The 20,742-nt window shown below is 65.2% G+C and carries 24 protein-coding genes and 1 pseudogene; 16 read left to right on the top strand and 9 right to left on the bottom strand.

What is annotated here, in order from left to right; genetic code table 11:
* Window positions 1-73 (top strand): annotated as a pseudogene (locus ACT4OC_RS21350) (DUF3307 domain-containing protein); the annotation flags it as partial.
* On the opposite strand, the gene ACT4OC_RS21345 reads toward ACT4OC_RS21350, so the two are convergent.
* Window positions 57-539 (bottom strand): GNAT family N-acetyltransferase, encoded by a 483-nt coding sequence (locus tag ACT4OC_RS21345; protein ID WP_444841017.1) that lies wholly within the window; start codon window positions 537-539, stop codon window positions 57-59. The pseudogene ACT4OC_RS21350 and the gene ACT4OC_RS21345 sit on opposite strands and share 17 nt — an antisense overlap.
* Window positions 540-705: 166 nt before the next feature.
* On the opposite strand from ACT4OC_RS21345, the gene ACT4OC_RS21340 reads away from it, so the two are divergent.
* Complete coding sequence (locus ACT4OC_RS21340) at window positions 706-1,110, top strand: hypothetical protein (protein WP_444841016.1); 405 nt, start codon at window positions 706-708, stop codon at window positions 1,108-1,110.
* 267 nt (window positions 1,111-1,377) lie between these two features.
* Here the strand turns inward: ACT4OC_RS21340 and ACT4OC_RS21335 are convergent, their stop codons facing one another.
* On the bottom strand, window positions 1,378-1,692 hold the full coding sequence (locus tag ACT4OC_RS21335) for a YkgJ family cysteine cluster protein (RefSeq protein WP_444841015.1): 315 nt from the start codon (window positions 1,690-1,692) through the stop codon (window positions 1,378-1,380).
* Window positions 1,692-2,390 (bottom strand): helix-turn-helix transcriptional regulator, encoded by a 699-nt coding sequence (locus tag ACT4OC_RS21330; protein WP_444841014.1) that lies wholly within the window; start codon window positions 2,388-2,390, stop codon window positions 1,692-1,694. The genes ACT4OC_RS21335 and ACT4OC_RS21330 overlap by 1 nt, the downstream gene beginning before the upstream one ends.
* A 98-nt stretch (window positions 2,391-2,488) precedes the next feature.
* On the opposite strand from ACT4OC_RS21330, the gene ACT4OC_RS21325 reads away from it, so the two are divergent.
* Both ACT4OC_RS21325 and ACT4OC_RS21320 read left to right on the top strand, forming a co-directional pair.
* Complete coding sequence (locus tag ACT4OC_RS21325; RefSeq protein WP_444841013.1) at window positions 2,489-2,734, top strand: hypothetical protein; 246 nt, start codon at window positions 2,489-2,491, stop codon at window positions 2,732-2,734.
* Between the two features lie 31 nt (window positions 2,735-2,765).
* Window positions 2,766-3,503, top strand: a complete 738-nt coding sequence (locus ACT4OC_RS21320; protein ID WP_444841012.1) for a glutathione S-transferase family protein — start codon at window positions 2,766-2,768, stop codon at window positions 3,501-3,503.
* Between the two features lie 4 nt (window positions 3,504-3,507).
* On the opposite strand, the gene ACT4OC_RS21315 is transcribed toward ACT4OC_RS21320, so the two are convergent.
* Window positions 3,508-4,137, bottom strand: a complete 630-nt coding sequence (locus ACT4OC_RS21315; RefSeq protein ID WP_444841011.1) for a pyridoxamine 5'-phosphate oxidase family protein — start codon at window positions 4,135-4,137, stop codon at window positions 3,508-3,510.
* 70 nt (window positions 4,138-4,207) lie between these two features.
* Window positions 4,208-4,768: a carboxymuconolactone decarboxylase family protein gene (locus tag ACT4OC_RS21310; RefSeq protein ID WP_444841010.1), complete on the bottom strand. Its 561-nt coding sequence runs from the start codon at window positions 4,766-4,768 to the stop codon at window positions 4,208-4,210.
* A 136-nt stretch (window positions 4,769-4,904) separates the two neighbouring features.
* On the opposite strand from ACT4OC_RS21310, the gene ACT4OC_RS21305 reads away from it, so the two are divergent.
* Window positions 4,905-5,798, top strand: a complete 894-nt coding sequence (locus ACT4OC_RS21305) for a LysR family transcriptional regulator (RefSeq protein ID WP_444841009.1) — start codon at window positions 4,905-4,907, stop codon at window positions 5,796-5,798.
* Window positions 5,799-5,943: 145 nt separating this feature from the next.
* Here ACT4OC_RS21305 and ACT4OC_RS21300 read toward each other — a convergent pair whose 3' ends face one another.
* Window positions 5,944-6,387: a PaaI family thioesterase gene (locus ACT4OC_RS21300; RefSeq protein ID WP_444841008.1), complete on the bottom strand. Its 444-nt coding sequence runs from the start codon at window positions 6,385-6,387 to the stop codon at window positions 5,944-5,946.
* A gap of 169 nt (window positions 6,388-6,556) precedes the next feature.
* Between ACT4OC_RS21300 and ACT4OC_RS21295 the strand changes: the two genes are divergently transcribed.
* Complete coding sequence (locus ACT4OC_RS21295) at window positions 6,557-7,156, top strand: TetR/AcrR family transcriptional regulator (RefSeq protein WP_444841007.1); 600 nt, start codon at window positions 6,557-6,559, stop codon at window positions 7,154-7,156.
* A 15-nt stretch (window positions 7,157-7,171) separates the two neighbouring features.
* The gene (locus ACT4OC_RS21290) at window positions 7,172-7,624 is read left to right on the top strand and encodes a PaaI family thioesterase (RefSeq protein WP_444841006.1); all 453 of its coding nucleotides are present in this window, start codon (window positions 7,172-7,174) and stop codon (window positions 7,622-7,624) included.
* A gap of 54 nt (window positions 7,625-7,678) precedes the next feature.
* On the opposite strand, the gene pobA is transcribed toward ACT4OC_RS21290, so the two are convergent.
* Window positions 7,679-8,848, bottom strand: coding sequence for a 4-hydroxybenzoate 3-monooxygenase (gene pobA / locus ACT4OC_RS21285; RefSeq protein WP_444841005.1), 1,170 nt, complete (start codon window positions 8,846-8,848; stop codon window positions 7,679-7,681).
* A gap of 278 nt (window positions 8,849-9,126) precedes the next feature.
* Here pobA and ACT4OC_RS21280 point away from each other — a divergent pair, with 278 nt between their 5' ends.
* The 9 genes from ACT4OC_RS21280 to ACT4OC_RS21240 all read left to right on the top strand — a co-directional run bounded on the left by ACT4OC_RS21280 (window position 9,127) and on the right by ACT4OC_RS21240 (window position 18,004).
* Entirely contained in the window at window positions 9,127-10,143 is a 1,017-nt protein-coding gene (locus ACT4OC_RS21280) for a TRAP transporter substrate-binding protein (RefSeq protein WP_444841018.1), read from the top strand.
* Between the two features lie 74 nt (window positions 10,144-10,217).
* Complete coding sequence (locus tag ACT4OC_RS21275) at window positions 10,218-10,730, top strand: TRAP transporter small permease (protein WP_444841004.1); 513 nt, start codon at window positions 10,218-10,220, stop codon at window positions 10,728-10,730.
* A 3-nt stretch (window positions 10,731-10,733) separates the two neighbouring features.
* Window positions 10,734-12,053, top strand: coding sequence for a TRAP transporter large permease (locus ACT4OC_RS21270; RefSeq protein ID WP_444841003.1), 1,320 nt, complete (start codon window positions 10,734-10,736; stop codon window positions 12,051-12,053).
* Between the two features lie 11 nt (window positions 12,054-12,064).
* Window positions 12,065-12,523, top strand: coding sequence for a DUF3237 domain-containing protein (locus tag ACT4OC_RS21265; RefSeq protein ID WP_444841002.1), 459 nt, complete (start codon window positions 12,065-12,067; stop codon window positions 12,521-12,523).
* A 237-nt stretch (window positions 12,524-12,760) separates the two neighbouring features.
* Window positions 12,761-13,567: a crotonase/enoyl-CoA hydratase family protein gene (locus ACT4OC_RS21260; RefSeq protein WP_444841001.1), complete on the top strand. Its 807-nt coding sequence runs from the start codon at window positions 12,761-12,763 to the stop codon at window positions 13,565-13,567.
* The gene (locus tag ACT4OC_RS21255; RefSeq protein ID WP_444841000.1) at window positions 13,564-15,456 is read left to right on the top strand and encodes a feruloyl-CoA synthase; all 1,893 of its coding nucleotides are present in this window, start codon (window positions 13,564-13,566) and stop codon (window positions 15,454-15,456) included. The genes ACT4OC_RS21260 and ACT4OC_RS21255 overlap by 4 nt, the downstream gene beginning before the upstream one ends.
* 26 nt (window positions 15,457-15,482) lie before the next feature.
* Window positions 15,483-16,244, top strand: coding sequence for an SDR family NAD(P)-dependent oxidoreductase (locus tag ACT4OC_RS21250; RefSeq protein ID WP_444840999.1), 762 nt, complete (start codon window positions 15,483-15,485; stop codon window positions 16,242-16,244).
* A gap of 108 nt (window positions 16,245-16,352) precedes the next feature.
* Entirely contained in the window at window positions 16,353-16,772 is a 420-nt protein-coding gene (locus ACT4OC_RS21245; protein ID WP_444840998.1) for an acyl-CoA thioesterase, read from the top strand.
* 86 nt (window positions 16,773-16,858) lie between these two features.
* Window positions 16,859-18,004: an ABC transporter substrate-binding protein gene (locus ACT4OC_RS21240; protein ID WP_444840997.1), complete on the top strand. Its 1,146-nt coding sequence runs from the start codon at window positions 16,859-16,861 to the stop codon at window positions 18,002-18,004.
* A 236-nt stretch (window positions 18,005-18,240) separates the two neighbouring features.
* Here the strand turns inward: ACT4OC_RS21240 and ACT4OC_RS21235 are convergent, their stop codons facing one another.
* The gene (locus ACT4OC_RS21235) at window positions 18,241-18,972 is read right to left on the bottom strand and encodes an ABC transporter ATP-binding protein (RefSeq protein ID WP_444840996.1); all 732 of its coding nucleotides are present in this window, start codon (window positions 18,970-18,972) and stop codon (window positions 18,241-18,243) included.
* Window positions 18,969-20,738, bottom strand: a complete 1,770-nt coding sequence (locus ACT4OC_RS21230; protein ID WP_444840995.1) for a branched-chain amino acid ABC transporter ATP-binding protein/permease — start codon at window positions 20,736-20,738, stop codon at window positions 18,969-18,971. The genes ACT4OC_RS21235 and ACT4OC_RS21230 overlap by 4 nt, the downstream gene beginning before the upstream one ends.
* Window positions 20,739-20,742 lie beyond the last annotated feature (4 nt).

Here is a 20,742-nt window from a genome sequence, read left to right as displayed (position 1 = left end):
GCTGATCGGCGTCGACCAGGCGCTGCATCACCTGCCCGGCTTCGGCCTGTCGATCTTCATGGCGGCGAATTGAGGGGACCCGCCTCCCGACAATACACATCGAGTTCATGCGGTCCGACGCCGCGCTCGATCATCGTCCAGCCCAGCCGCCGGTAGAACTCTGCCATGCGTGCCCGCGCGCAGAGATGAACTCGCTGCCGGCCGAGCGCGAAGCAGGCTTCCGTCGCGCGATTGACCAGCGTGCCGCCGACACCAAGCTTGCGTGCATCTTCCTCGACCCAGACAGCGGCGACCCATGGCGTGAGCTGCGGCCGTTCCTCGAGGTCCGACGCGATCACCGATGACGTGCCGAGGAATCGTGGGCCCTCGTGAGCGACCAGTGCGAATGGGATCGATGTATCCGCCATGCTTTCGGTGAGACGCGCTGCGATGTACCCGCGCGGAAAACCGGAAGGCTGCCACCACGCCTGCCAGATGCGGTCGGCGACGATGTCGAAGAACTGCGGCTGTCGGCGCAAGTCGGAGATGGCGAAGGGCATGGCGATTTTCTCTGTATTCTCCCGGTGCTTCTTACTTCACCTCTCTCGCCCAGGGGAGTGCTGCGCCGATTCGCGGCCTTGCAACACCCCCCGGGAGAGTACCGGCGGGCAGGGTTAACCCTTCGTTAGAGAATTGCGGCGCATCTTCCCAAACAGGAGAACTGCAATGTTTTCAAGCCGCAACGTCTTCGAGAACGATTTCTGCCCGGTGCGGGACGAGTTGCTCGGCGAGATGTATCGCGCCAGCGAGCACGGTTTGCCGAAACTCGTCGAAAGCGTTTCGCCCGAGGTCCGCGCCATGCTGGCGCTGTTTTGCTATCGCCGCAGCCACCTGCATCAGCTGGCGCTGGCCATTGCCGCAAGCTGCAGCGAGCGCGAGCTGATCGAGATCGGCGGCCGCGTCGGCTCGACCCTCTACGCATTGTCGCGTGAGCCGGCGGCGCGCACCTCCGCCTCCACCTCGAGCGGCAACCGCAAGCCGATCACGCTCTCGACCAAGCCGCTCTCCGCGTTCAAGCCGCTGGAGGACGTGCTCGACGACGAGGACGTCGCGGCGGCCGTCACGGCGTAGTGTCGTGCCGGCGAAGCAGGCTGTGTAAAAACTCAAAGACCGCGAGTTTCGATAGAACAGAATGCTATGCGACCGGTTTTTTCTGGCGTTCGCGATGCATTCGATCTTCTCTTCCCACTCGCGATAGAATCAGATTCTAGCGCGAATCGCGATGCGCGAGTTTTTACACGGCCTGGAAGGCCGGAACCCATAACCTCGAAAGCCTTTTGTAGTAGAGGGCGTCTCTCCGATTGCCCAATCGCTAGATCACGCAGCATGGGCCCCGGCCTACGCCGGGGCGACAAGTGGAGAGAGCCCATGCCGCCGGCGCGCCATGTTGCATTCGTCATCGCCGGGCAGGCAGGTGCGGCAGACTTCCGGCCGTACTGCGTAGATCGCGCATGACGTCGCAGCCCCGACATCGCCGGTCAGCGCCGAGCAGCGTTCGCCCTCGCAGCGCATGCCGGACTGTCGTTCGTTGACATACTTCGCCGGGATCAGATCGAGCGCCGCGTCGTCCTCGATGGTGAAGCGCGGCCAGTTGGCCGAATAGGCGCAGCAGGCGCCGCAGCTCTGGCAGGGATTGTCGGCGATCGCGGCCATCACGGTTCCTTCGGCTGTCCCCACACCATGCTCTGTCGCCATTTCGCCCGCAACACGTCGCGCCTTTCCGGATATTTCTCCTCGAGATAATCCGCATCGATCACGCGGTCGGTGCGGAAGCTGCGAAAGTCCTTGCGCAATTCGCACCAGGCCGCCAAGAGCCGCACCGCCTCGTGATAGCCGATCGCGATCGGCCAGATCGTGCGCTCGCTGTCGCGGCCATGCTCGTCGCGGTAGCGCAGCGCGATCTTCCTGCCCTCGTGGATCTGCGAGCGGGTCCGCGCCATGTCGATGCGGTCGGGCTCGCGCCGCCAGTTGGGGCGCGCGCCGCTCGCCGGCTCCAGCACGAAGGGCCGCAGCCGCTCGGGCACCGTGTCGGCGATCTTCGCCTTGAGATCCTCGGCCGCGCGCGCCAGCACGGGATCGGCATTGCCCGCCACCCATTGCGCGCCGAGCACGGCGGCCTCGATCTCGTCGGGCGTCAGCATCAGGGGCGGCAGGTCGAATCCCTTTTCGAGGATGTAGCCCATGCCGGCTTCGCCGCGGATCGGCACGCGCTGGCCGATCAGGGTGGCGATATCGCGATAGATGGTGCGCTTCGAGGTTTCGAGCTCGGCGGCGATCGCGTCCGCCGTCAAGGGCTTACGCGTGCGCCGAAGCACCTGGATGATCTGGAACAGCCGGTCGGCGCGTCTCATGGTCGTTCTCTTTTTCTCGGTTCACCGCACCGATGCTGACAGGATGTTGGCAGCAGGGGACGGGTACATCAGGGACAACGATCGAAGGGGATTTGTCCATGATGATTCTGTGCGAGCTCGGAAATTACCAGCCGCTCTGGCGGCTTCAAACCTGGATGCTGGAGCGCCTGGTCGCCGCCCAGCTCGGTTCCACCGACCTGCGCTGGGGCATGATCGCGCTGGTCCTGAACCTGCTTGCGGCCGCCGGGGCATTCGGACGCCGGCGGTTTGTATCGCCGCGGCCGCCTCGTGCAAGCGGCCGGCAAAACCCTGCTGACACCATGGTGGCAGCAGCCCTCCGCTAGCGTTTGCGCGATGTGCCTGAAGGAGCCCGAAATGATTACGTTATTTGGCTTCGGCGCCGGGTTTGGCCTGCCGGAAATCAGCCCGTTCGTCACCAAGACCGAGGTGCAGCTGCGCATGGCGGGCCTTGCCTACCGAAAGGAAAAAGCCATGCCGCCGGCTTCGCCGAAGGGTCAGTTGCCCTATATCGAGGACGAAGCCGAGCGCGTCGCCGATTCCACCTTCATCCGCGCCCATCTCGAGGGCAAATACGGCTTCGATTTCGATGCGCCGCTCAGCCTGCAGCAGCGCGCGCAGGCCTGGGCGTTCGAGCGCATGATCGAGCACCACGTGTACTGGGCGCTGGTGGGCGCGCGCTGGGTCAATCCGGAGAACTTCGCCAAGGGGCCGGCGCATTTCTTCGACCGCGTGCCGGAGCATCAGCGGGAGAAGGTGCGCGAGGACGCGCAATTCCGTGTCGCCGAGAACTACCTGTTGAGCGGCCTCGGCCGCCATGGCCCGGACGAGGATGTCGACCTCGCGGTGCGCTCGCTGTTTGCGCTCTCAGTGCAGCTCGGCGACAAGACCTATCTGATGGGAGAGGAGCCCTGCGGCACCGACGCCACCGCCTTCGGCGCGCTCGCGGGAATTTTGACGCCGTATTTCGATTCCGCCCTGCGCGAGCGGGCGGAAAAGTTCGACAACCTCGTTGCCTATGTCGATCGCATGATGGCCCGGTACTATCCGGAATTCGCCTGGAAGCCGCTGCAAGAGGCCGTGGCGGCGGCCTGATCCTTTAGCGTGCGGGAGCTGGCCGACCCTTCAGGGCAAGGAGCTCCGCCTCGAGCTCGGCGATGCGCGCGTCGCGCACAGCGAGCGCCGCTGTAACGTCGGCGGCGTCGAATTTTTGCGGGATGTGCTGCGGGCAGTTGGTGTCCCACGCCGTGATCCTGAACACCAGCGCCTGCTCGGGCCGCGCGCGATAGCCCTTCGGCATCAGGGCCTCGATCAGCGCAGGGTCGTCCTCGACCATGCGCGCCTCGCCCCAGAGCTTGACGCGGCGGCGATGCGCGTAGTCCATCACGAAGATGTAGGCCCTTGGATTCTCCGAGAGATTTCCTTGCGTGATGTATTGCCGGTTGCCGGCATAGTCGGCGAAGGCGATGGTGTTCTTGTCGAGGATTTTCACAAAACCTTTCGGTCCGCCGCGGTGCTGGATGTAGGGCTGACCGTCCGCCGTCGCCGTCGCAAGATAGAAGCTGTCGGCCTGGCCGAGGAAGGCCGCGAGATTTTCGTCGATCTCGGTGCGCCAGCCGCCGCGCGCTTCCTGCTCGGCATAGGCCTCGCGCGAGCCCTTGCGGGCCTGGATGGTTTTCACGGCCCGGGTAAAGGCGACGTCGCTGGAATAGGTATGAACGTCAGACATCGGTTTTTGTCTCCCGTATCGCCTCGACGGGGCGGCGCGCGGGAGGAGAGCCGCGCGACGCCCCTGCCGTTCATGCCGCCTTGCGCAGCGGATTGGTCGTTACCGCCGGGAAGTCGATCTCCGTCTTCACCGTCTCGTTGACGTAATTGGTGAGCGTATTGAGCGCGACGTGCAGCACGATCTCGATCACCTGCGCGTCGGTATAGCCGGCGTCCTTCACCGCCCCGACGTCGGCGTCGGACGGATGGCCGCGCCGTTGCGCAAGCTTGACGGCGAAGCGGACGGCGGCGTCGGCCTTTGCGTCGGTCGAGCCGCCGTCACGGTTGGCGGCGATTTCGGCGTCCGAAAGCTTGCTGAGGTTCTTGCCGAGATAGCTATGGGCCGAGGCGCAATAGTCGCAGCCGTTCACCTCGGCGATGGCGAGCGCGATCCGCTCGCGGGTCGCCGGCTCGAGCGCGCCCCTGGCCAGCGCGCCGTTCAGGCCGAGATAGCCTTCCAGCGCGGCGGGGCTGTTGGCGATGGCGCGGAACATGTTCGGCACGACGCCGAGCTGCTTGTGGACGGCCTGCAGCAGCGGCTGGGCGGCTTGCGGCGCGGCTTCGATCGAGGCGGGAGTGGCAATGCGGGGCATTGGCGTTTCCTTTCATCGGGATTTTGCGAGTGATCGGGGTGTGCGGGCGCCGCGCCCCACTCATATGTTCCAATTCGATCTGTGGGACAATTATGGGAATTGACACTTCATAATTGCAGATTATGAAATAATGAGCATGGACCGTATCGACGCCATGCAAGCCTTTGTGGCGGTGGCCGATCTGCAGGGCTTTGCGCCGGCAGCGCGCAAGCTGCGGCTTTCGCCCTCGGCGGTGACGCGTCTGATCGCGGCGCTGGAAGAGCGCCTCGGCGCCCGGCTGCTGCAGCGGACTACCCGCTCGGTCACGCTGACCGACGCCGGCACGCGCTTTCTCGAGCGGGCGCGGCGGATCCTGGCCGATGTCGAGGAAGCCGAGCTTGCGGCGGAGGGCGAGCGCACCCGGCCGAGCGGACGGCTGGTGGTATCGGCGCCGGTCGGCTTCGGCCGGCTGCATGTCAGCCCGCTCATGGCCGCCTATCTGCAACGATATCCCGACGTCTCCGCCGAGCTGCGGCTGGAGGATCGCATCGTCAACCTCGTCGAGGACGGCATCGATCTTGCCGTGCGCATCGGCTTCCTCGCCGACTCCTCGCTGGTGGCGCGCCATGTCGGCGAGATGCGGCGCATCGTGGTTGCCTCGCCCGATTATCTCAGGCGCCACGGCGAGCCCACGACGCCGGCCGAGATCGCCGGCCACCAGACCATCCAGTTCGGCGCGAGCAGCGTGACCGGCGAATGGCGCTTCACGGAGGCGGGCCGCGAGTTTCGCCTCAACATCGCGCCACGCTTCTCCTCCAACGGTGCCGACGCCGCGATCCAATATGCCGAGCAGGGTGGCGGGCTGACGCGCGTGCTCGCCTATCAGGCGGCGGACGGCATCCGGCGCGGCGCGCTCAGGATCGTGCTGCAAGAATTCGAGCAGCCGCCGCTGCCGATCCACGTCGTCTATCCGACCTCGCGCCTGCTCTCGGCCAAGGTGCGCGCCTTCATCGATCTCGTCACCGAGACCGCCGACTGGCATTTCGGTTAGCTCATGCTCTGGTGCCGCCGCGGACGCAGCGCAGCGCTTGCGGTGCGCTGCCGAGCCGGGGCCCATGTCGCTTCGCACGCGTGCGTGGGTCCCGGCCCTGCGGAGCAGCGTACACGCTGCACTGCGTCCGGGACACGAGCGCGCGTTACGCCTCCTTCCTCGGCACTACGCGGAACGTGGCGTTGGCGCGCGCGATCACGACGTCGTCGGCCTTGATCAGGCTTTGCGCAAAGCAGATGGTGCTGCCGGTCCTGATCACTTCGGTTTCGATCGAAAGCCACTGGCCGATGTCAGCGGTGCCGATGAAATCCACGGCAAGGCTGATGGTCACCAGCGACTTGCTCGTGTCCCATCCCATCGCCTGCGCGCAGCTGTAGCCCATCGTGTTGTCGGAGAGCGCCGCGATCAGGCCGCCATGGATGAGGCCGCGCGAATTGGTGTGCGCTCTCGCCAGCCGCAGGCCCATGTGCACGGCATTCTCCGTGCGCCTGGAATAGAGCGGTTCCCAGGGATCGGTGAGCGGGCTCTTGCGGAAGTGCGGCTCGAAGCCTTCGGGGATCGAAGTCAGCTCGGTACCGGTCATGGTCATGCGGCCTCGGATGTCATGCTGTCTTCGGCATTGAACGTGATCGTCGCGTCGAACGCACCGCCTACAAAGTTTTAAACGGTCTTGCAGCGCCCGTTTGAAACGCCCACCATTGCTTATCTAGACCAGTCTATATAGAATTGCCTTAACTGCCAACCGGGAACCATCGGGCATGCCGGCACCGCCAAAACATAGGGGCGCGATCGTGCGGGCGGCGGCGACGCTGTTTCGCCGCCACGGCTATGCCGCGACGGGCATCAACGAGATCGCCGAAGTGGCGGGCGCCCCAAAAGGCTCGCTCTACCACTACTTTCCCGACGGCAAGGACCAGATCGGCGAGGCCGCGGTGCGCTTCGCCGGGAGGGGCGTGGTCGCCACCCTGGAGAAGCTCGAACAGGAGCACGGGACCACGGCGGCGATGGTGCAGGCCTATTGCCGGCTGGTGGTCGGCTGGATGGCGAAATCCGGCTTCCGCGACGGCTGTCCGATCTCGACCACGCTACTGGAGTCCGCGCCGCAATCGGAGGCAATTGCGCTGGCCGGCCGGGAGGCCTTTGCCGCGTGGCGCGCCGTGATTGCCCGAGCGCTGTTGCGCGACGGTTTCTCGAAACTGGAAGCGCGGCGGCTGTCGACGCTGGCGGTCTCGGCACTCGAGGGCTCGCTGATTCTCGCCCGCGTGGAATGCAGCGGCGCACCGATCGAGGACATCGCGAAATCGCTGGCGGTTGTCCTGCGAAAGGACGCCCCGAACCGGAAGCGGGCGAACGCGTGAGAAGGAGGCTGTCTCATGGTTGACGTAAAAGACCGGCTCAGCACGGCCGAGATCGAGGCCTTTGCCACCTCGATGGACTTCGTGCGGGCCTATTCCATCGGCATCGTCTCTGTCTCGCCCGGCGAAGTGACGATCGAACTGCCCTTCGATGAGCGCTTTTCCGGCCCGCCCGGTCAGTTTCCGGCCTCCATCGTCGGCACCGCCGGCGATGTCGCCGCAGTCACCTCCTGCCTGTCGCTGCTGCCGCCGGGGTGGGCGCTGGCGACGCTCGATTTCACGGTCAAGATGACCGGCGCGGCCAAGGGCGACAGGCTCAGGGCAAAGGGCCGCGTGCTGCAGGCGGGCCGGACCAATTCGGTCGGCGCGGCCGATGTCTATGCCGTCTCCGGCGACAGCGAAATCCTGTGCGGAACGGTGCTTGCCACCACCCGCAATTTCCAGATCAAGCCCGAGAAGACCGCGGCATGAGCCGCGGCTTCGTCGCTTGCGCTCCTCGCAATGACGAACGTGAGACAGCCCGACTTAAAACGGCAGCCCGACGTAATTCTCCGCCAGCGACGTCGAGGCCGCTTTCGAGCTGACGAGATATTCGAGCTCCGCCTCCTGGATCCGCTGGCCGAATTCGCCCTGGTCGGGGAATTTGTGCAACATCGAGGTCATCCACCAGGAGAAGCGCACCGCTTTCCAGACCCGCGCCAGCGCGCGTGCCGAATAGGCGTCGATCCCGGCGGAAGATCCTTCGTCGTAGTATTCGCGCAGCGCCGTCGATAGATAGTGTACGTCGCTGGCGGCGAGGTTGAGGCCCTTGGCGCCAGTCGGCGGCACGATGTGCGCGGCATCGCCCGCCAGGAACATGCGTCCGAACCGCATCGGCTCGGCGACGAAGCTGCGCAGCGGCGCAATGCTCTTCTCGATCGATGGACCGGTGACGATGCTGTCCCGCGCCCGTTCGTCCAGCCGCGATTTCAATTCGTCCCAGAACCGCTTGTCCGGCCACTGGTCGATGTGATCGTCCAGCGGGCACTGCACGTAGTAGCGGCTGCGCCGCATCGAGCGCATGGTGCAGAGTGCAAAGCCGCGCTCGTGGTTGACGTAGATCAGCTCGGGCGAGACCGGCGGGGTCTCGGAAAGGATGCCGAGCCAGCCGAACGGATAGATGCGCTCATAGGTCTTGATCGCCTCGGGCTTGACGCTGGTGCGGCTGACGCCGTGAAAGCCGTCGCAGCCGGCGATGAAATCGCAGGCGATCTCGTGGGTAACACCGTCCTTGACGTAAGTGACGCGGGGATGGTCGGTGTCGAAGTCGTGCGGCGTGACGTCCGCCGCGCGATAGATCGAATGCAGGTTGGCGGCCTTCCGCGCATTCATCAGGTCGAGCGTGACCTCGGTCTGGCCGTAGATCATCATGGACTTGCCGGTCGGGCCGTGCAGGTCGATGCGATGCCGCAAGCCGCCGAAAGCGAGCTCCAGGCCGTGATGCACCAGCCCCTCGCGGCGGGCGCGCGCGCCGGCCCCGGCCTTTTCGAGCAGCTCGACCGTGCCTTCCTCGAGCAGGCCCGCCCGGATGCGGGCGAGCACATAGTCGCCGGTCTGCCGCTCCAGTATCACATTGTCGATGCCGTAGCGGTGCAGGAGCTGTCCGAGCAACAATCCCGCCGGCCCGGCGCCGATAATGACAACTTTCGTCCGCAAGCCCGTTCCCCGTGCGCATGTCAGGCGGTGAGAATACCGCCCGCCGCAGCCTCCTTGCCATGACAATTATACTGTATAACAGTCGCAGCAAGGACGATTGTGTGGGAGAATGCGACTTCGCTGCAAGGCAAGAAATGACCCCACGAATGACGTATGGCTGGGGCCCCGCCGTCGGTCAGGGTGTGTTCCGCCTTGAACGGTCCACGCAGGATAGATAACATGTTAATTAATGAGCCGGCGTGCAGCCGGCCTGCTAGAGGGAGAGGACGTCGATGAAGATGAGGATGACCTGTCTGGCGCTGCTCGTTGCCGCCGGTGTGACGCCCGCGTTGGCGCAGGACAAGACTTTCGAGCTGAAGATCTCGCATTGGGTGCCGGCCTCGCACCCGCTGCAGAAGTCGCTGGAGGACTGGGCGGCCGCGGTCGACAAGGACTCCGGCGGCACCATCAAGTCGAAAATCTTCCCGGCCCAGCAGCTCGGCAAGGCCTTCGACCATTACGACATGGCGCGCGACGGCATCGCGGACGTCACCTATATCAATCCCGGCTACCAGCCCGGCCGCTTCCCGGTCATCGGCGCGGGCGAGCTGCCCTTCCTGATGTCGGACGCCAAGGGCGGCTCGATGGCGCTGGATGAGTGGTATCGCAAGTACGCCGGCAAGGAGATGAAGGACGTCAAGTTCTGCCTCGCCTTCATCCATTCTCCGTCGTCGTTCCATTCCCGCGCCAAGAAAATCGTGGTGCCCGACGACGTCAAGGGCATGAAGATCCGCCCGGCGCATGCCACCATGGCGAACTTCGTGACGATGCTCGGCGGCACCAACGTGCAGTCCTCGGCGCCGGAAGTGCGCGACATCATCGAGCGCGGCGTCGCCGACGCCGTCACCTTCCCGTGGGGGTCGCTGCTGCTGTTCGGCATCGACAAGGTCACCAAGTACGACATGGAGGCGCCGCTCTACGTCACGACCTTCGCCTTCGTGATGAACAAGGACAAATACAACCAGATGTCCGACAAGCAGAAGAAGGCGGTCGACAACAACTGCAACACCGAGACCGCAGGCAGGGTCGGCGAGCACTGGGGCAAGATGGAGGATGCCGGCATCGCGAAGATCAAGGCGGAGCCGAGTCACGAAGTCTACAAGCTCACGCCGGAGCAGATCGCGCTGTGGAAGAAGGCGTCGGAGCCGCTGGCCAAGACCTGGGGCGAGGGCGTCAAGAAGAACGGCGTCGATCCGGACCCGGCAATGGCCGAGCTGCGCGCCGCGCTGAAGAAGCACAAGGCACTGGCAGACTGACCTGATCCCCTGGCGCGGCGCGGCGGATCGTCCGCCGCGCCTTTTCCTTACCCTGGTCAGCCTTCGGAGCGGACATGAATCGCGTATGGATGGACCGGTTCATCGACACCATCGAATGGATCGCGGCCGCCTTTGTCGGCATCGTTGCGCTGAACATCTTCCTTGCCGTGATGCTGCGCAACACGCTCAGCTACAACATCCCGGATTCCTTCGATATCGGGCGTATGCTGCTCGGCATCCTGATCTTCTGGGGCATCGCCGCCACCTCCTATCGCGGCGGACACATCACGGTTGACCTCGTCTGGGCCAATGTCGGCCCGACCTACAAGCGCATGATCGACGTGTTCGCCACCCTCGTGCTGCTTTTCGTGGTGGCGGCGCAGACCTGGACGCTGTTCGACAAGGTGCGCGGCACCTACAACGACAACGTGCTCACCTTCGACCTGCACATGCCGACCTGGCCGTTCTTCGCGCTGGCCTGGGCCGGCGATTTCGCCGCGGTGCTGCTGATCGCGATCCGCACCTATCGCCTGATCTTCCATCCCGAGGAGATGCAGGAAGAGCCCAAGATCAAGGCCGTGGAGTAGGCGATGAGCACGGATGCGGTCGCGGTGCTGGGATTCGTCGCGCTGTTTGCGCTGATGCTGCTGCGCGTGCCGGTCGGCATGGCGATGGGCCTCGTCGGCGTCTGCGGGTTCGGTTACCTCGTCGGCTTCACGCCGGCGCTGAAGCTGGTCGGCCAGACCTCGATGCGGACCGTCACCGACTACACCTTCGGCGTCATTCCGATGTTCCTGCTGATGGGAGCGTTCGTCAGCAATTCGGGCATGAGCCGCGAGCTGTTCCGCGCCGCCAACGGTTTTGTCGGCCATCTACGCGGCGGACTTGGGATAGCCACGGTCGGCGCCTGCGGCGGCTTTGCCGCGATCTGCGGCTCCTCGGTCGCGACCGCCGCGACGTTCTCTGCGGTCGCCTATCCGGAGATGCGTCGTTTCGGCTATCCGCAGTCCTTCGCCACCGGTGTGATCGCCGCCGGCGGCACGCTGGGGGCCATGCTGCCGCCGTCCACCGTGCTCGCGGTTTACGGCATCATCACCGAGCAGGACATCGGCAAGCTCTTCATGGCCGGCATCGTTCCCGGCCTGCTCGCCATAGCCATGTACATGCTGACGATTGCGCTGATCGGCTGGCTTCGCCCCGGCTTCCTGCCGACCGGCAAGCAAACCAGCTGGCGCGAGCGTTTCGCCGGCCTGAGGAATATCTGGGCGCCGGTGCTGCTGTTCGTCTTCGTCATCGGAGGACTGTACGGTTTGCCGTTCCTGCCGCGCTTCACCCCGACCGAGGCCGGCGGCGTCGGCGCCACCGGAGCATTCCTCATCGGCGTCCTCACCGGACGGCTCGACAAGCAGAAAATCCTCGGTTCGCTGCTGCAGGCGACCCGCACCGCCGCCGCGGTCTTTACCATCCTGATCGGCGCGTTGATCTTCGGGTACTTCCTCACCGTGACGCAGACGCCGCAAAAGGTCACGGAGCTTCTCACCGGCCTCGGGCTCGGGCCCTACGGCGTTCTCGCACTCATCATGGTGATGTATCTGGTGCTCGGCTGCCTGATGGACGCGATGGCGATGATCATCCTCACGGTACCGATCATCTTTCCTGTCATCACTCACCTCGGATTCGACCCGATCTGGTTCGGCGTCATCATCGTGATGACGGTAGAGCTCGGATTGATCTCGCCGCCGGTCGGCATGAACGTCTTCGTCATCAAGAGCGTGATCCACGACGCATCGTTCGCTACGATCTTCCGGGGCGTCATGCCCTTTGTGGTGACCGACCTGATCCGGCTCGTCATCCTGATCGCATTTCCGATGCTGGCGCTATGGCTGCCCGCGCGCATGATGGCGCACTAGGAGCACGCGCGATGGCTCCGACGCTGGAAACAAAATACGTCTTCACCATCACCGCACGCATCGCCGAGGTGACGACCGTCGGCGACATCGGCCACGGCGTCCGCCGTATCATTCCCATCATCGGCGGAGAGGTGAGGGGCGAGGTCAACGGCAAGGTGCTGCCGTTCGGCGCCGACTTCCAGATCATCCGCCCCGACGAGTTGATCGACCTCGAAGCCAAATACGCCTTCGAGACCGACGACGGCGCGGTAGTCTATGTCGAGAACAGGGGCATCCGCTTCGGGCCGGTCGAGCTGCTGCAGAAGCTGAAGCGGGGCGAGCCGGTCGACCCCAAGCTGATCTATTTCCGCACGTTGCCGAAATTCGAGACCGGCGCCGAAAAATACCGCTGGCTCATGCACCACATCTTCGTCGCCTCCGCCGCCCGCCACGCGGACCGGGTGGTGATCGACGTTTTTCAGGTGATGTAGGGATTCCAGCCAGCGTTCCCCGGATGCCGCGCAGCACGGAAAGCGCGTTCACGCGCGTCTTTGACGCGCTATGGTGATGCGCCGCTGATCCGGGGTCCATCGCTCCCATCCATGGGCCCCGGCTCTGCGGCGCAGCGTTTCACGCTGCACCGCGTCCGGGGCGCGAGAACTGGCCTTGTTGACTCCCGCGTCATTCGTTATAAAGTATAACTATTCTGAAACGGAAGCAATGAACCCATGGGAAACGCCGCCCCCGCCCAGCCAGCGGGTCAATCCGAACTGCTGAAGATCGAGCAGAAAGGCGCGGTGCTGACCGTGGGCCTCAACCGCCCCGCCAAGCGCAATGCGCTCAATGACGGCATCATCCTCGAGATCGGCGATTGCTTCGCCAGGCTCCCCGACGGCGTCGGCGCCGTCGTGATCCATGGCGTCGGCGACCATTTCTCCTCCGGTCTCGACCTTTCCGAGCTCACCGACCATGACGCCACCGGCGGCCTGCTGCATTCGCAGATGTGGCACCGCGTGTTCGACCGCATCCAGTACAGCCGCGTGCCCGTCATCGCAGCGTTGAAGGGCGCCGTCATCGGCGGCGGGCTGGAGCTGGCCTGTGCCGCGCATATTCGCGTCGCCGAGCCGTCGGCCTATTTCGCGCTGCCCGAGGGCCAGCGCGGCATCTTTGTCGGCGGCGGCGGATCGGTACGGCTGCCGCGGCTGATCGGCGTGCCGCGCATGGTCGACATGATGCTGACGGGGCGCGTCTACTCCGCGACCGAAGGCTCGTCCTACGGCTTCTCGCAATACCTGACCGAGCCCGATGGCGCGCTGCCCAAGGCGCTGGAGCTCGCCGCGCGCGTCGCCGCCAACGCGCCGCTGACCAACTTCGCCGTGTTGCAGGCGCTGCCGATGATCGCGGAGGCCAACCCGCAGACCGGCCTTCTGATGGAGTCGCTAATGGCGACGGTGGCGCAAAGCGACAAAGAGGCAAAACGCCGCATCCGTGCCTTCCTCGATCACAAGACCGCCAAGGTGAAACCGGGCAAATGAGCGCCAAGGCCAACACGTCAGCCTCTCACGGTTCAGGCCGCGGCGCCGCCGGCCATCCGCTGCGCGCGATCTCGTTCGGCACGCCCGCCGTCAATGTCGAGCGGCGCCCCGACGGCACCATCTACCTGCGGCCGAAGGCGCCGCTCGGCGACTATCCCGTGCGCATCACCGACCGCTTGCATCACTGGGCCAATGCCGAGCCGAACCGCGTGTTCATGGCCGAGCGCAACAAGAGCGGCGGCTGGCGCGAGATCACCTATGCGGAGCTGCTGGTCTCGAGCCGGCACATTGCATCTGCCTTGCTGGCGCGCGGGCTCTCGGCGGAGCGGCCGGTCGTCATCCTCTCCGGCAATTCCATCGACCACGCGCTGCTCGCCTTCGGTGCACTTTATGCCGGCATTCCCTTCTGCCCGGTATCCCCGGCCTATTCACTGGTCTCCAGGGATTACGGCAAGCTCGGCTATGTCATCGGGCTCCTGACGCCCGGCCTCGTGTTCGCCGACGACGCCGACAGGTTCGCCGATGCGCTGAAGGTCAATGTGTCCCTGGGGACGGAGATCGCAGCGTCCTTTGGCGCGGTGCCCGGCCGCACCGTGACCAGGCTCGCCGATCTCATGGCAGCGCCCATCCACCCCAAGCTCGATGCGGCGCATGCCGCGATCGGGCCGGATACGATTGCGAAATTCCTGCTCACCTCCGGCTCGACCGGCAATCCCAAGGCCGTCATCAACACCCAGCGCATGATCTGCGCCAACCAGGTGATGCTGCGCGAGACGCTGGCCTTCCTGAAGGACGAGCCGCCCGTGATCGTCGACTGGCTGCCGTGGAATCACACCTTTGGCGGCAACCACAATATCGGGCTGACGCTGTACAACGGCGGCTCGATGTATCTCGACGAGGGCAAGCCGATGCCCGGCGGCATCGAGGAGACCGTGCGCAATCTGCGCGAGATTTCGCCGACGGTCTATTTCAACGTACCCAAGGGCTATGAATCGCTGCTGCCCTATCTGCGCGACGATGCGGGCTTGCGGGAAAAATTCTTCGGCCGGCTGCATGCGATGTTCTTCTCGGGCGCGGCGCTTTCGCCTTTCGTCTGGAACAGACTCGACGAGCTCGCGGTACAGGCCAAGGGCTATCGCGTGCCGATGCTGACGGGCCTTGGCGCCACCGAAACCGCGCCGTTCTTCATGTCGGTCAATCCCGTTACCAGCCGCTCCGGCCATGTCGGCCTGCCGGTGTCGGGCAACGACGCAAAACTGCTGCCGAACAACGGCAAGCTCGAGGTCCGCGCCAGGGGGCCGAACGTGATGCCGGGCTATTGGCGCAAGCCGGATCTGACCGCGGCTGCCTTCGACGAGGAAGGCTTCTACAAGCTCGGCGATGCGCTCAAGCCTGCCGATCCGGACGACTTCAACGCGGGCTTCGATTTCGACGGCCGCATCGGCGAGGACTTCAAGCTCGCCAGCGGCACCTGGGTTTCGGTAGGTCCGTTGCGCGCGCGGTTCGTTGCGGCTTGTGCGCCGCTGGTGCGCGACGTCGTCATCGCCGGCATCAACCGCGACGAGATTTCGGCCCTCGTCGTGCTCGATCTCGACGGCTGCCGGCTGATCAATCCGGCGCTGCCGCACGACGATCTCGCAGCGGTCGCCGCCGATCCCCTGGTGCGCGCCGCCTTCCGCGAGCGCTTCGTGAAATTCCTCGCCACCGCTACCGGATCCTCGACCCGCATCACCCGCGCGGTGCTGCTCGATACGCCGCTGTCGATCGACCGCGGCGAGGTCACCGACAAGGGATCGATCAACCAGCGTGCGGTGCTGGAGCATCGCAGCGGCCTGATCGAGGCGCTCTACGCAGAACAACCGCCGGCGCAAGTCATCGCGCTCGGCTAGCTCAGGATTTTCAAGGAGAAAAAAACATGCAATTGAAGGATCAGGCCGCCATCGTCACCGGAGGCGCATCGGGATTGGGCGCCGCCACCGCGCGGCGGCTGGCCTCGCTTGGCGCAAAGGTCGCGGTGTGCGACCTCAACACCAAGCTTGCAGAGGCCGTCGCTGCCGAGATCAAGGGCGTTGCCGTCACCTGCAACGTCGCCGATGCCGCTTCCGCCGAAGCCGCGGTCGCCGCGGCCGAGAAAGCGCACGGCCCGGCGCGGGTGCTGGTGAACTGCGCCGGCATCGGCGTTGCCAAGCGCGTGATCGGCAAGGAAGGCCCGATGCCGTTCGCCGATTTCGACAGGGTGATCCAGGTCAACCTCAACGGCACCTTCAACATGATCCGGCTTGCCACGGCAGCGATGGCGAAGCTCGAGCCGCTCGCGACCGGCGAGCGCGGCGTCGTCATCAACACCGCTTCCGTCGCCGCCTATGACGGCCAGATCGGCCAGGCGGCCTATTCCGCGTCCACGGGCGGCATCGTCGGCATGACCCTGCCGATCGCGCGCGAGCTCGCGCAGTTCGGCATCCGCGTGCTCACCATCGCGCCGGGCCTTTTCCTCACGCCGCTGCTCGCCAACCTGCCGCAGGAAGCGCAGGACTCGCTCGCAGCCGCGATCCCGTTCCCGCGCCGGCTGGGTGCGGCCGACGAGTTCGCCTCGCTCGCCGCGCACATGATCGACAATCCATATCTGAACGGCGAAGTGGTGCGGCTTGATGGCGCACTCCGCATGGCGCCGCGCTGACTATGGTTGCGAGATGATGCGAGATCGTACGGCAGGTTCAATTCCACCTCTCCCTATGGGAGAGGTGGCGTACTGCCATTTCCGAACGATTGGGGATATCTAGCAACCATGTTCGTCAACCGGCGCGACGTACAGATCCAGTGGGGCGATTGCGACCCCGCCAACATCGTGTACTACCCGCGCTATTTCGCGATGTTCGACGACTCGACCTCGATCATGTTCGAGGCCGCCGGTTACTCGAAGCAGGACCTGGTGCACAAATATGGCCTGGTCGGCATCCCCATGGTGGACACGCGGGCGAAATTCTACGTCCCCTCCACCCATGGCGACTGGATCGCCATCGAAAGCCGGATCGAGAGCTTCAAGCGTTCGAGCTTCGAGGTGATGCACAAGGTGTTCAAGAAGGATGCGCTGGCGATCGAAGCGTGGGAGACCCGCGTCCTCGTCGGCAAGCACCCCGACGATCCCGACAAGCTGAAATCCGCACCCATACCGCAGGAGATCGTCGACAAGTTCGTGCGGGGCTGACAATCGCCCCGCATCACCACCAAAGGAGGGGCTGAACCCTCTTTCGCTATCTGGTTTAACGAAGTCAACGTCCAAGGGAGGAGTTAATGAAGAAGTTCCTGCTGTCTGCTGCCGTTGTCGCAGCGCTGGCGCTGCCTGGTGCAGCTCTCGCGCAAAGCAACGAAATCGTCATCGGCATCTCGATTTCCACAACGGGTCCAGCCGCGGCGCTCGGCATTCCCGAGCGCAACTCGCTGGAGTTCGTCGCCAAGCAAATCGGCGGCGTACCGCTCAAGGTCATCGTGCTCGACGACGCCGGCGATCCCACCACCGCCACCACCAACACCCGCCGCTTCGTGACGGAGTCCAAGGCCGACATCATCATGGGCTCGTCGACCACGCCGTCGACCATTGCGGTGGCCAACGTCGCCAACGAGGCGGGCATTCCGCACCTCGGCCTGGCGCCATTGCCGATCACGCCGGAACGCGCCAAGTGGTCGGTCGCGATGCCGCAGCCGATCCCGATCGTCGGTAAGGTCATGTACGACCACATGAAGAAGAACAACGTCAAGAACCTCGGCTTCATCGGCTTCGGCGATTCATACGGCGATCTCTGGCGCAACGATCTCAAAAACCAGGCCGAGCCGATGGGAATCAAGGTCGTCGCCGAGGAGCGCTTTGCGCGTCCGGATACCTCGGTCGCCGGTCAGGCGCTGAAACTCGTCGCCGCCAATCCCGACGCGATCCTGGTCGTCGCCTCCGGCACCGCCGCCGCGCTGCCGCAGTCCACGCTGCGCGAGCGCGGCTACAAGGGCCTGATCTATCAGACCCACGGTGCCGCCAGCATGGACTTCATCCGCATCGCCGGCCCTGCGGCTGAGGGCGTGCTGATGGCCTCCGGTCCGGTGATGGATCCGGAAGACCAGCCGGATACGGCGCTGACCAAGAAGCCGGGCCTTGCACTCAACAAGGCCTATGAAGGTAAGTACGGGGCGAACAGCCGCAGCCAGTTCGCCGGCCACTCCTACGACGCCTTCCTCGTGCTCGAGCGGATCGTTCCAGTGGCGTTGAAGAAGGCAAAGCCGGGAACGCCGGAATTCCGCGAGGCTCTTCGCCAGGCCATGCTGACCGAGCGCGAGATCGCCGCGAGCCAAGGCGTCTACAACTTCACCGAAAAGGACCGCTACGGCGTCGACGAGCGCTCCCGCATCCTGCTGACGGTGAAGGGCGGGAAGTACCAGCTGGTGAAGTGAGGCACACTGTCATCGCCCGCGAAGGCGGGCGATCCAGTACGCCGCGGCCCCTGAAACAAGCTTCGACGTCTCGGCGTACTGGATGCCCCGCTTTCGCGGGGCATGACATTTTGAGCGGGGAATTCGTGGGGTGGGCAAAGGCGCTTCGCGCCGTGCCCACCTTCCTTGCACCGTGCCGGAGAAGGTGGGCACGGCGCACGCGCGCCTTTGCCCACCCTACAGCATCCGGACTGGGATCACACCGCGCTCGCGCCTTCGTGCGTAAAGCCGAGATAGCTGGCGGCGACGCGGCTGTTGGCGGCGATCTCCTGTGCCGAGCCTGACAGCACGAACTCGCCGAGCTCCATGACATAGGCGCGGCCGGCGATCTTCAGCGCGGCTTGCGCGTTCTGCTCGACCAGCAGCACGGAGACGCCGCTCGCGCGCAATTCGCCGATGGTGCGGAAGATATCGGCGACGATGATCGGGGCGAGGCCGAGGCTCGGCTCGTCCAGCATCAGCAGGCGCGGCGCGCCCATCAGGGCGCGGCCCATGGCGAGCATCTGCTGCTCGCCGCCGGACAGCGTGCCGGCAAGCTGCTTGCGCCGCTCCTTCAGCCGCGGGAACAGCGTATAGACGCGCTCGAAGGATTGCGCGGCGGTCGCCTTCGGGATTCGGAAGGCGCCGAGCTGCAGATTGTCCTCGACATTCATGGTCGCGAACAGGCCGCGGTGCTCCGGCACGAGACTGAGGCCCAGCGCGACGCGGTCCTCGATCTCGAGCCGCGCCATGTTTTCGCCGGCGAAATCGACGCGGCCCTTCAGCGGCAGCACGCCCATGATGGCATTGAGCAGCGTGCTTTTTCCGGCGCCATTGGCGCCGATGATGGTGACGATCTCGTTGCTCCCAACCTCGAGCGAGACGCCGCGGACGGCCTCGACCTTGCCGTAGGCGATATGGACGTCGGTGACCCCCAACAGCGCGCTCATGCCGCCGCTCCGAGATAGGCCTTGATGACTTCGGGATTGGTCTTGATCGCCGCGGGCGTGCCTTCGGCGATCTTGGTGCCGAAATCGAGCACCACGACGCGGTCGGCGAGATCCATCACGAATCCCATGTCGTGCTCGACCAACAGCACGGACATGCCGCCATCGCGCAGTTGCCGGAGCAACGCGGCGAGCCTTTGCTTCTCCATATGGCGCAGGCCGGCGGCCGGCTCGTCGAGCAGCAGCAGCACGGGGTCGACGCAGAGCGCGCGCGCGATCTCGACGATGCGCTGCTGGCCGAGCGAAAGCGAGCCCGCGAGCTGGTCGATCTGGTCGCCGAGCCCGACGCGCTCGATCTGCCGGGTGGCTTCCGCCAGTAGCCTTGCCTCGTCGGCACGGTCGAGCCGCAGCATGCTGGAGATCGCGCCGGAAGTCCCGCGCAGATGCGCGCCGATCGCGACGTTCTCCAGCACGGTCATATCGGGCACCAGCTTGACGTGCTGGAAGGTCCTGCTGATGCCGAGCTTGACGATCTCCTGCGGGGCGGCGTTGTCGACGTGCTTGCCGAGGAAGGAGATGGCGCCGCCGGTGGTGGGCAGCACGCCCGTGATCAGGTTGAAGGTCGTGCTCTTGCCGGCGCCGTTGGGGCCGATCAGGGCGACGATCTCGCGCGCCTGCACGTCGAAGGAGACGTCGTTGACCGCGATCACGCCGCCGAACTGCTTGCGGGCCTTGTCGATCTGCAGCAGCACGGCGGGCTCGGCCGGCGAGCGCACGCGGGAGGGCAGGGTAAGCGCCTTGTCCGCGTGCTTGCGGCCCGATTTGAACGGCAGCCACGACATCAGCCAGGGCCAGACGCCGGTCGGTGCGAGCTGCAGCAGCAGCACCAGCAGGATGCCGAACACGATGGTCTCGAGCTGCGCCTTGCCGCCGAAGACGTAGGGCAGGTAGCTCTGCAGCACTTCCTTCAAAATCACGACGATGCCGGCGCCGAGCACGGCACCCCAGACATAGCCGGCGCCGCCGACCACGGCGATGAAGAGATACTCGATGCCGGCATGCGCACTGAACGGCGTCGGCGTGACCGCGCGCTGGAAATGGGCGTAGAGCCAGCCAGAGAGTCCGGCGAGCACGGCGGCATAGATGAACACCAGCAGCTTTGCACGCGGCGTCTGCACGCCGAAGGCCTCGGCCGCGACATGCCCGCGGCGCAGCGCGCGGATGGCGCGGCCGGTGCGGGAATCCAGCAGGTTCATCGACAGCACCGCCGAAATCAGCACCGCGACCCAGATTACGAAATAGATGCTGCCCGGATCGAGCATTCGCAGCGTGCCGATCGACAGCGGCGGGATGTTGGAGATGCCGTCGTTGCGGCCGATGAATTCGAGCTTGCTGAAGAGATAATACAGGCCGATGCCCCAGGCGATGGTGCCGAGCGGCAAATAGTGGCCGGAGAGGCGCACGGTGATGATGCCGAGGATGACGGCGGCAATGCCGCTGACGATCAGCGAGGCCGGCAGGGTCAGCCAGGGCGAAACGCCATAGGTGGTGGCGAGCACCGCCGTGGTGTAGGCGCCAAAGCCGCAGAACGCAGCCTGGCCGAAGGAAGTGAGACCACCCAGGCCCGTGAGCAGCACGAGCCCCATCGCGACCAGCGCGGCGAGACCGATATTGTCGAGCAGCACGATCCAGAACGGCGGCACGCCGGGAAGCAGCGGGATCGCCGCCATCACGGCGGCAAAGACGAAGAAAGGCCAGCGGTTCATCATCGCT

The sequence above is a fragment of the Bradyrhizobium sp. genome (assembly GCF_052389815.1).
Taxonomy (GTDB): domain Bacteria; phylum Pseudomonadota; class Alphaproteobacteria; order Rhizobiales; family Xanthobacteraceae; genus Bradyrhizobium.
Note: the sequence above shows the minus strand (reverse complement) of the source record. Positions and strands in the feature narration are given on the sequence as shown.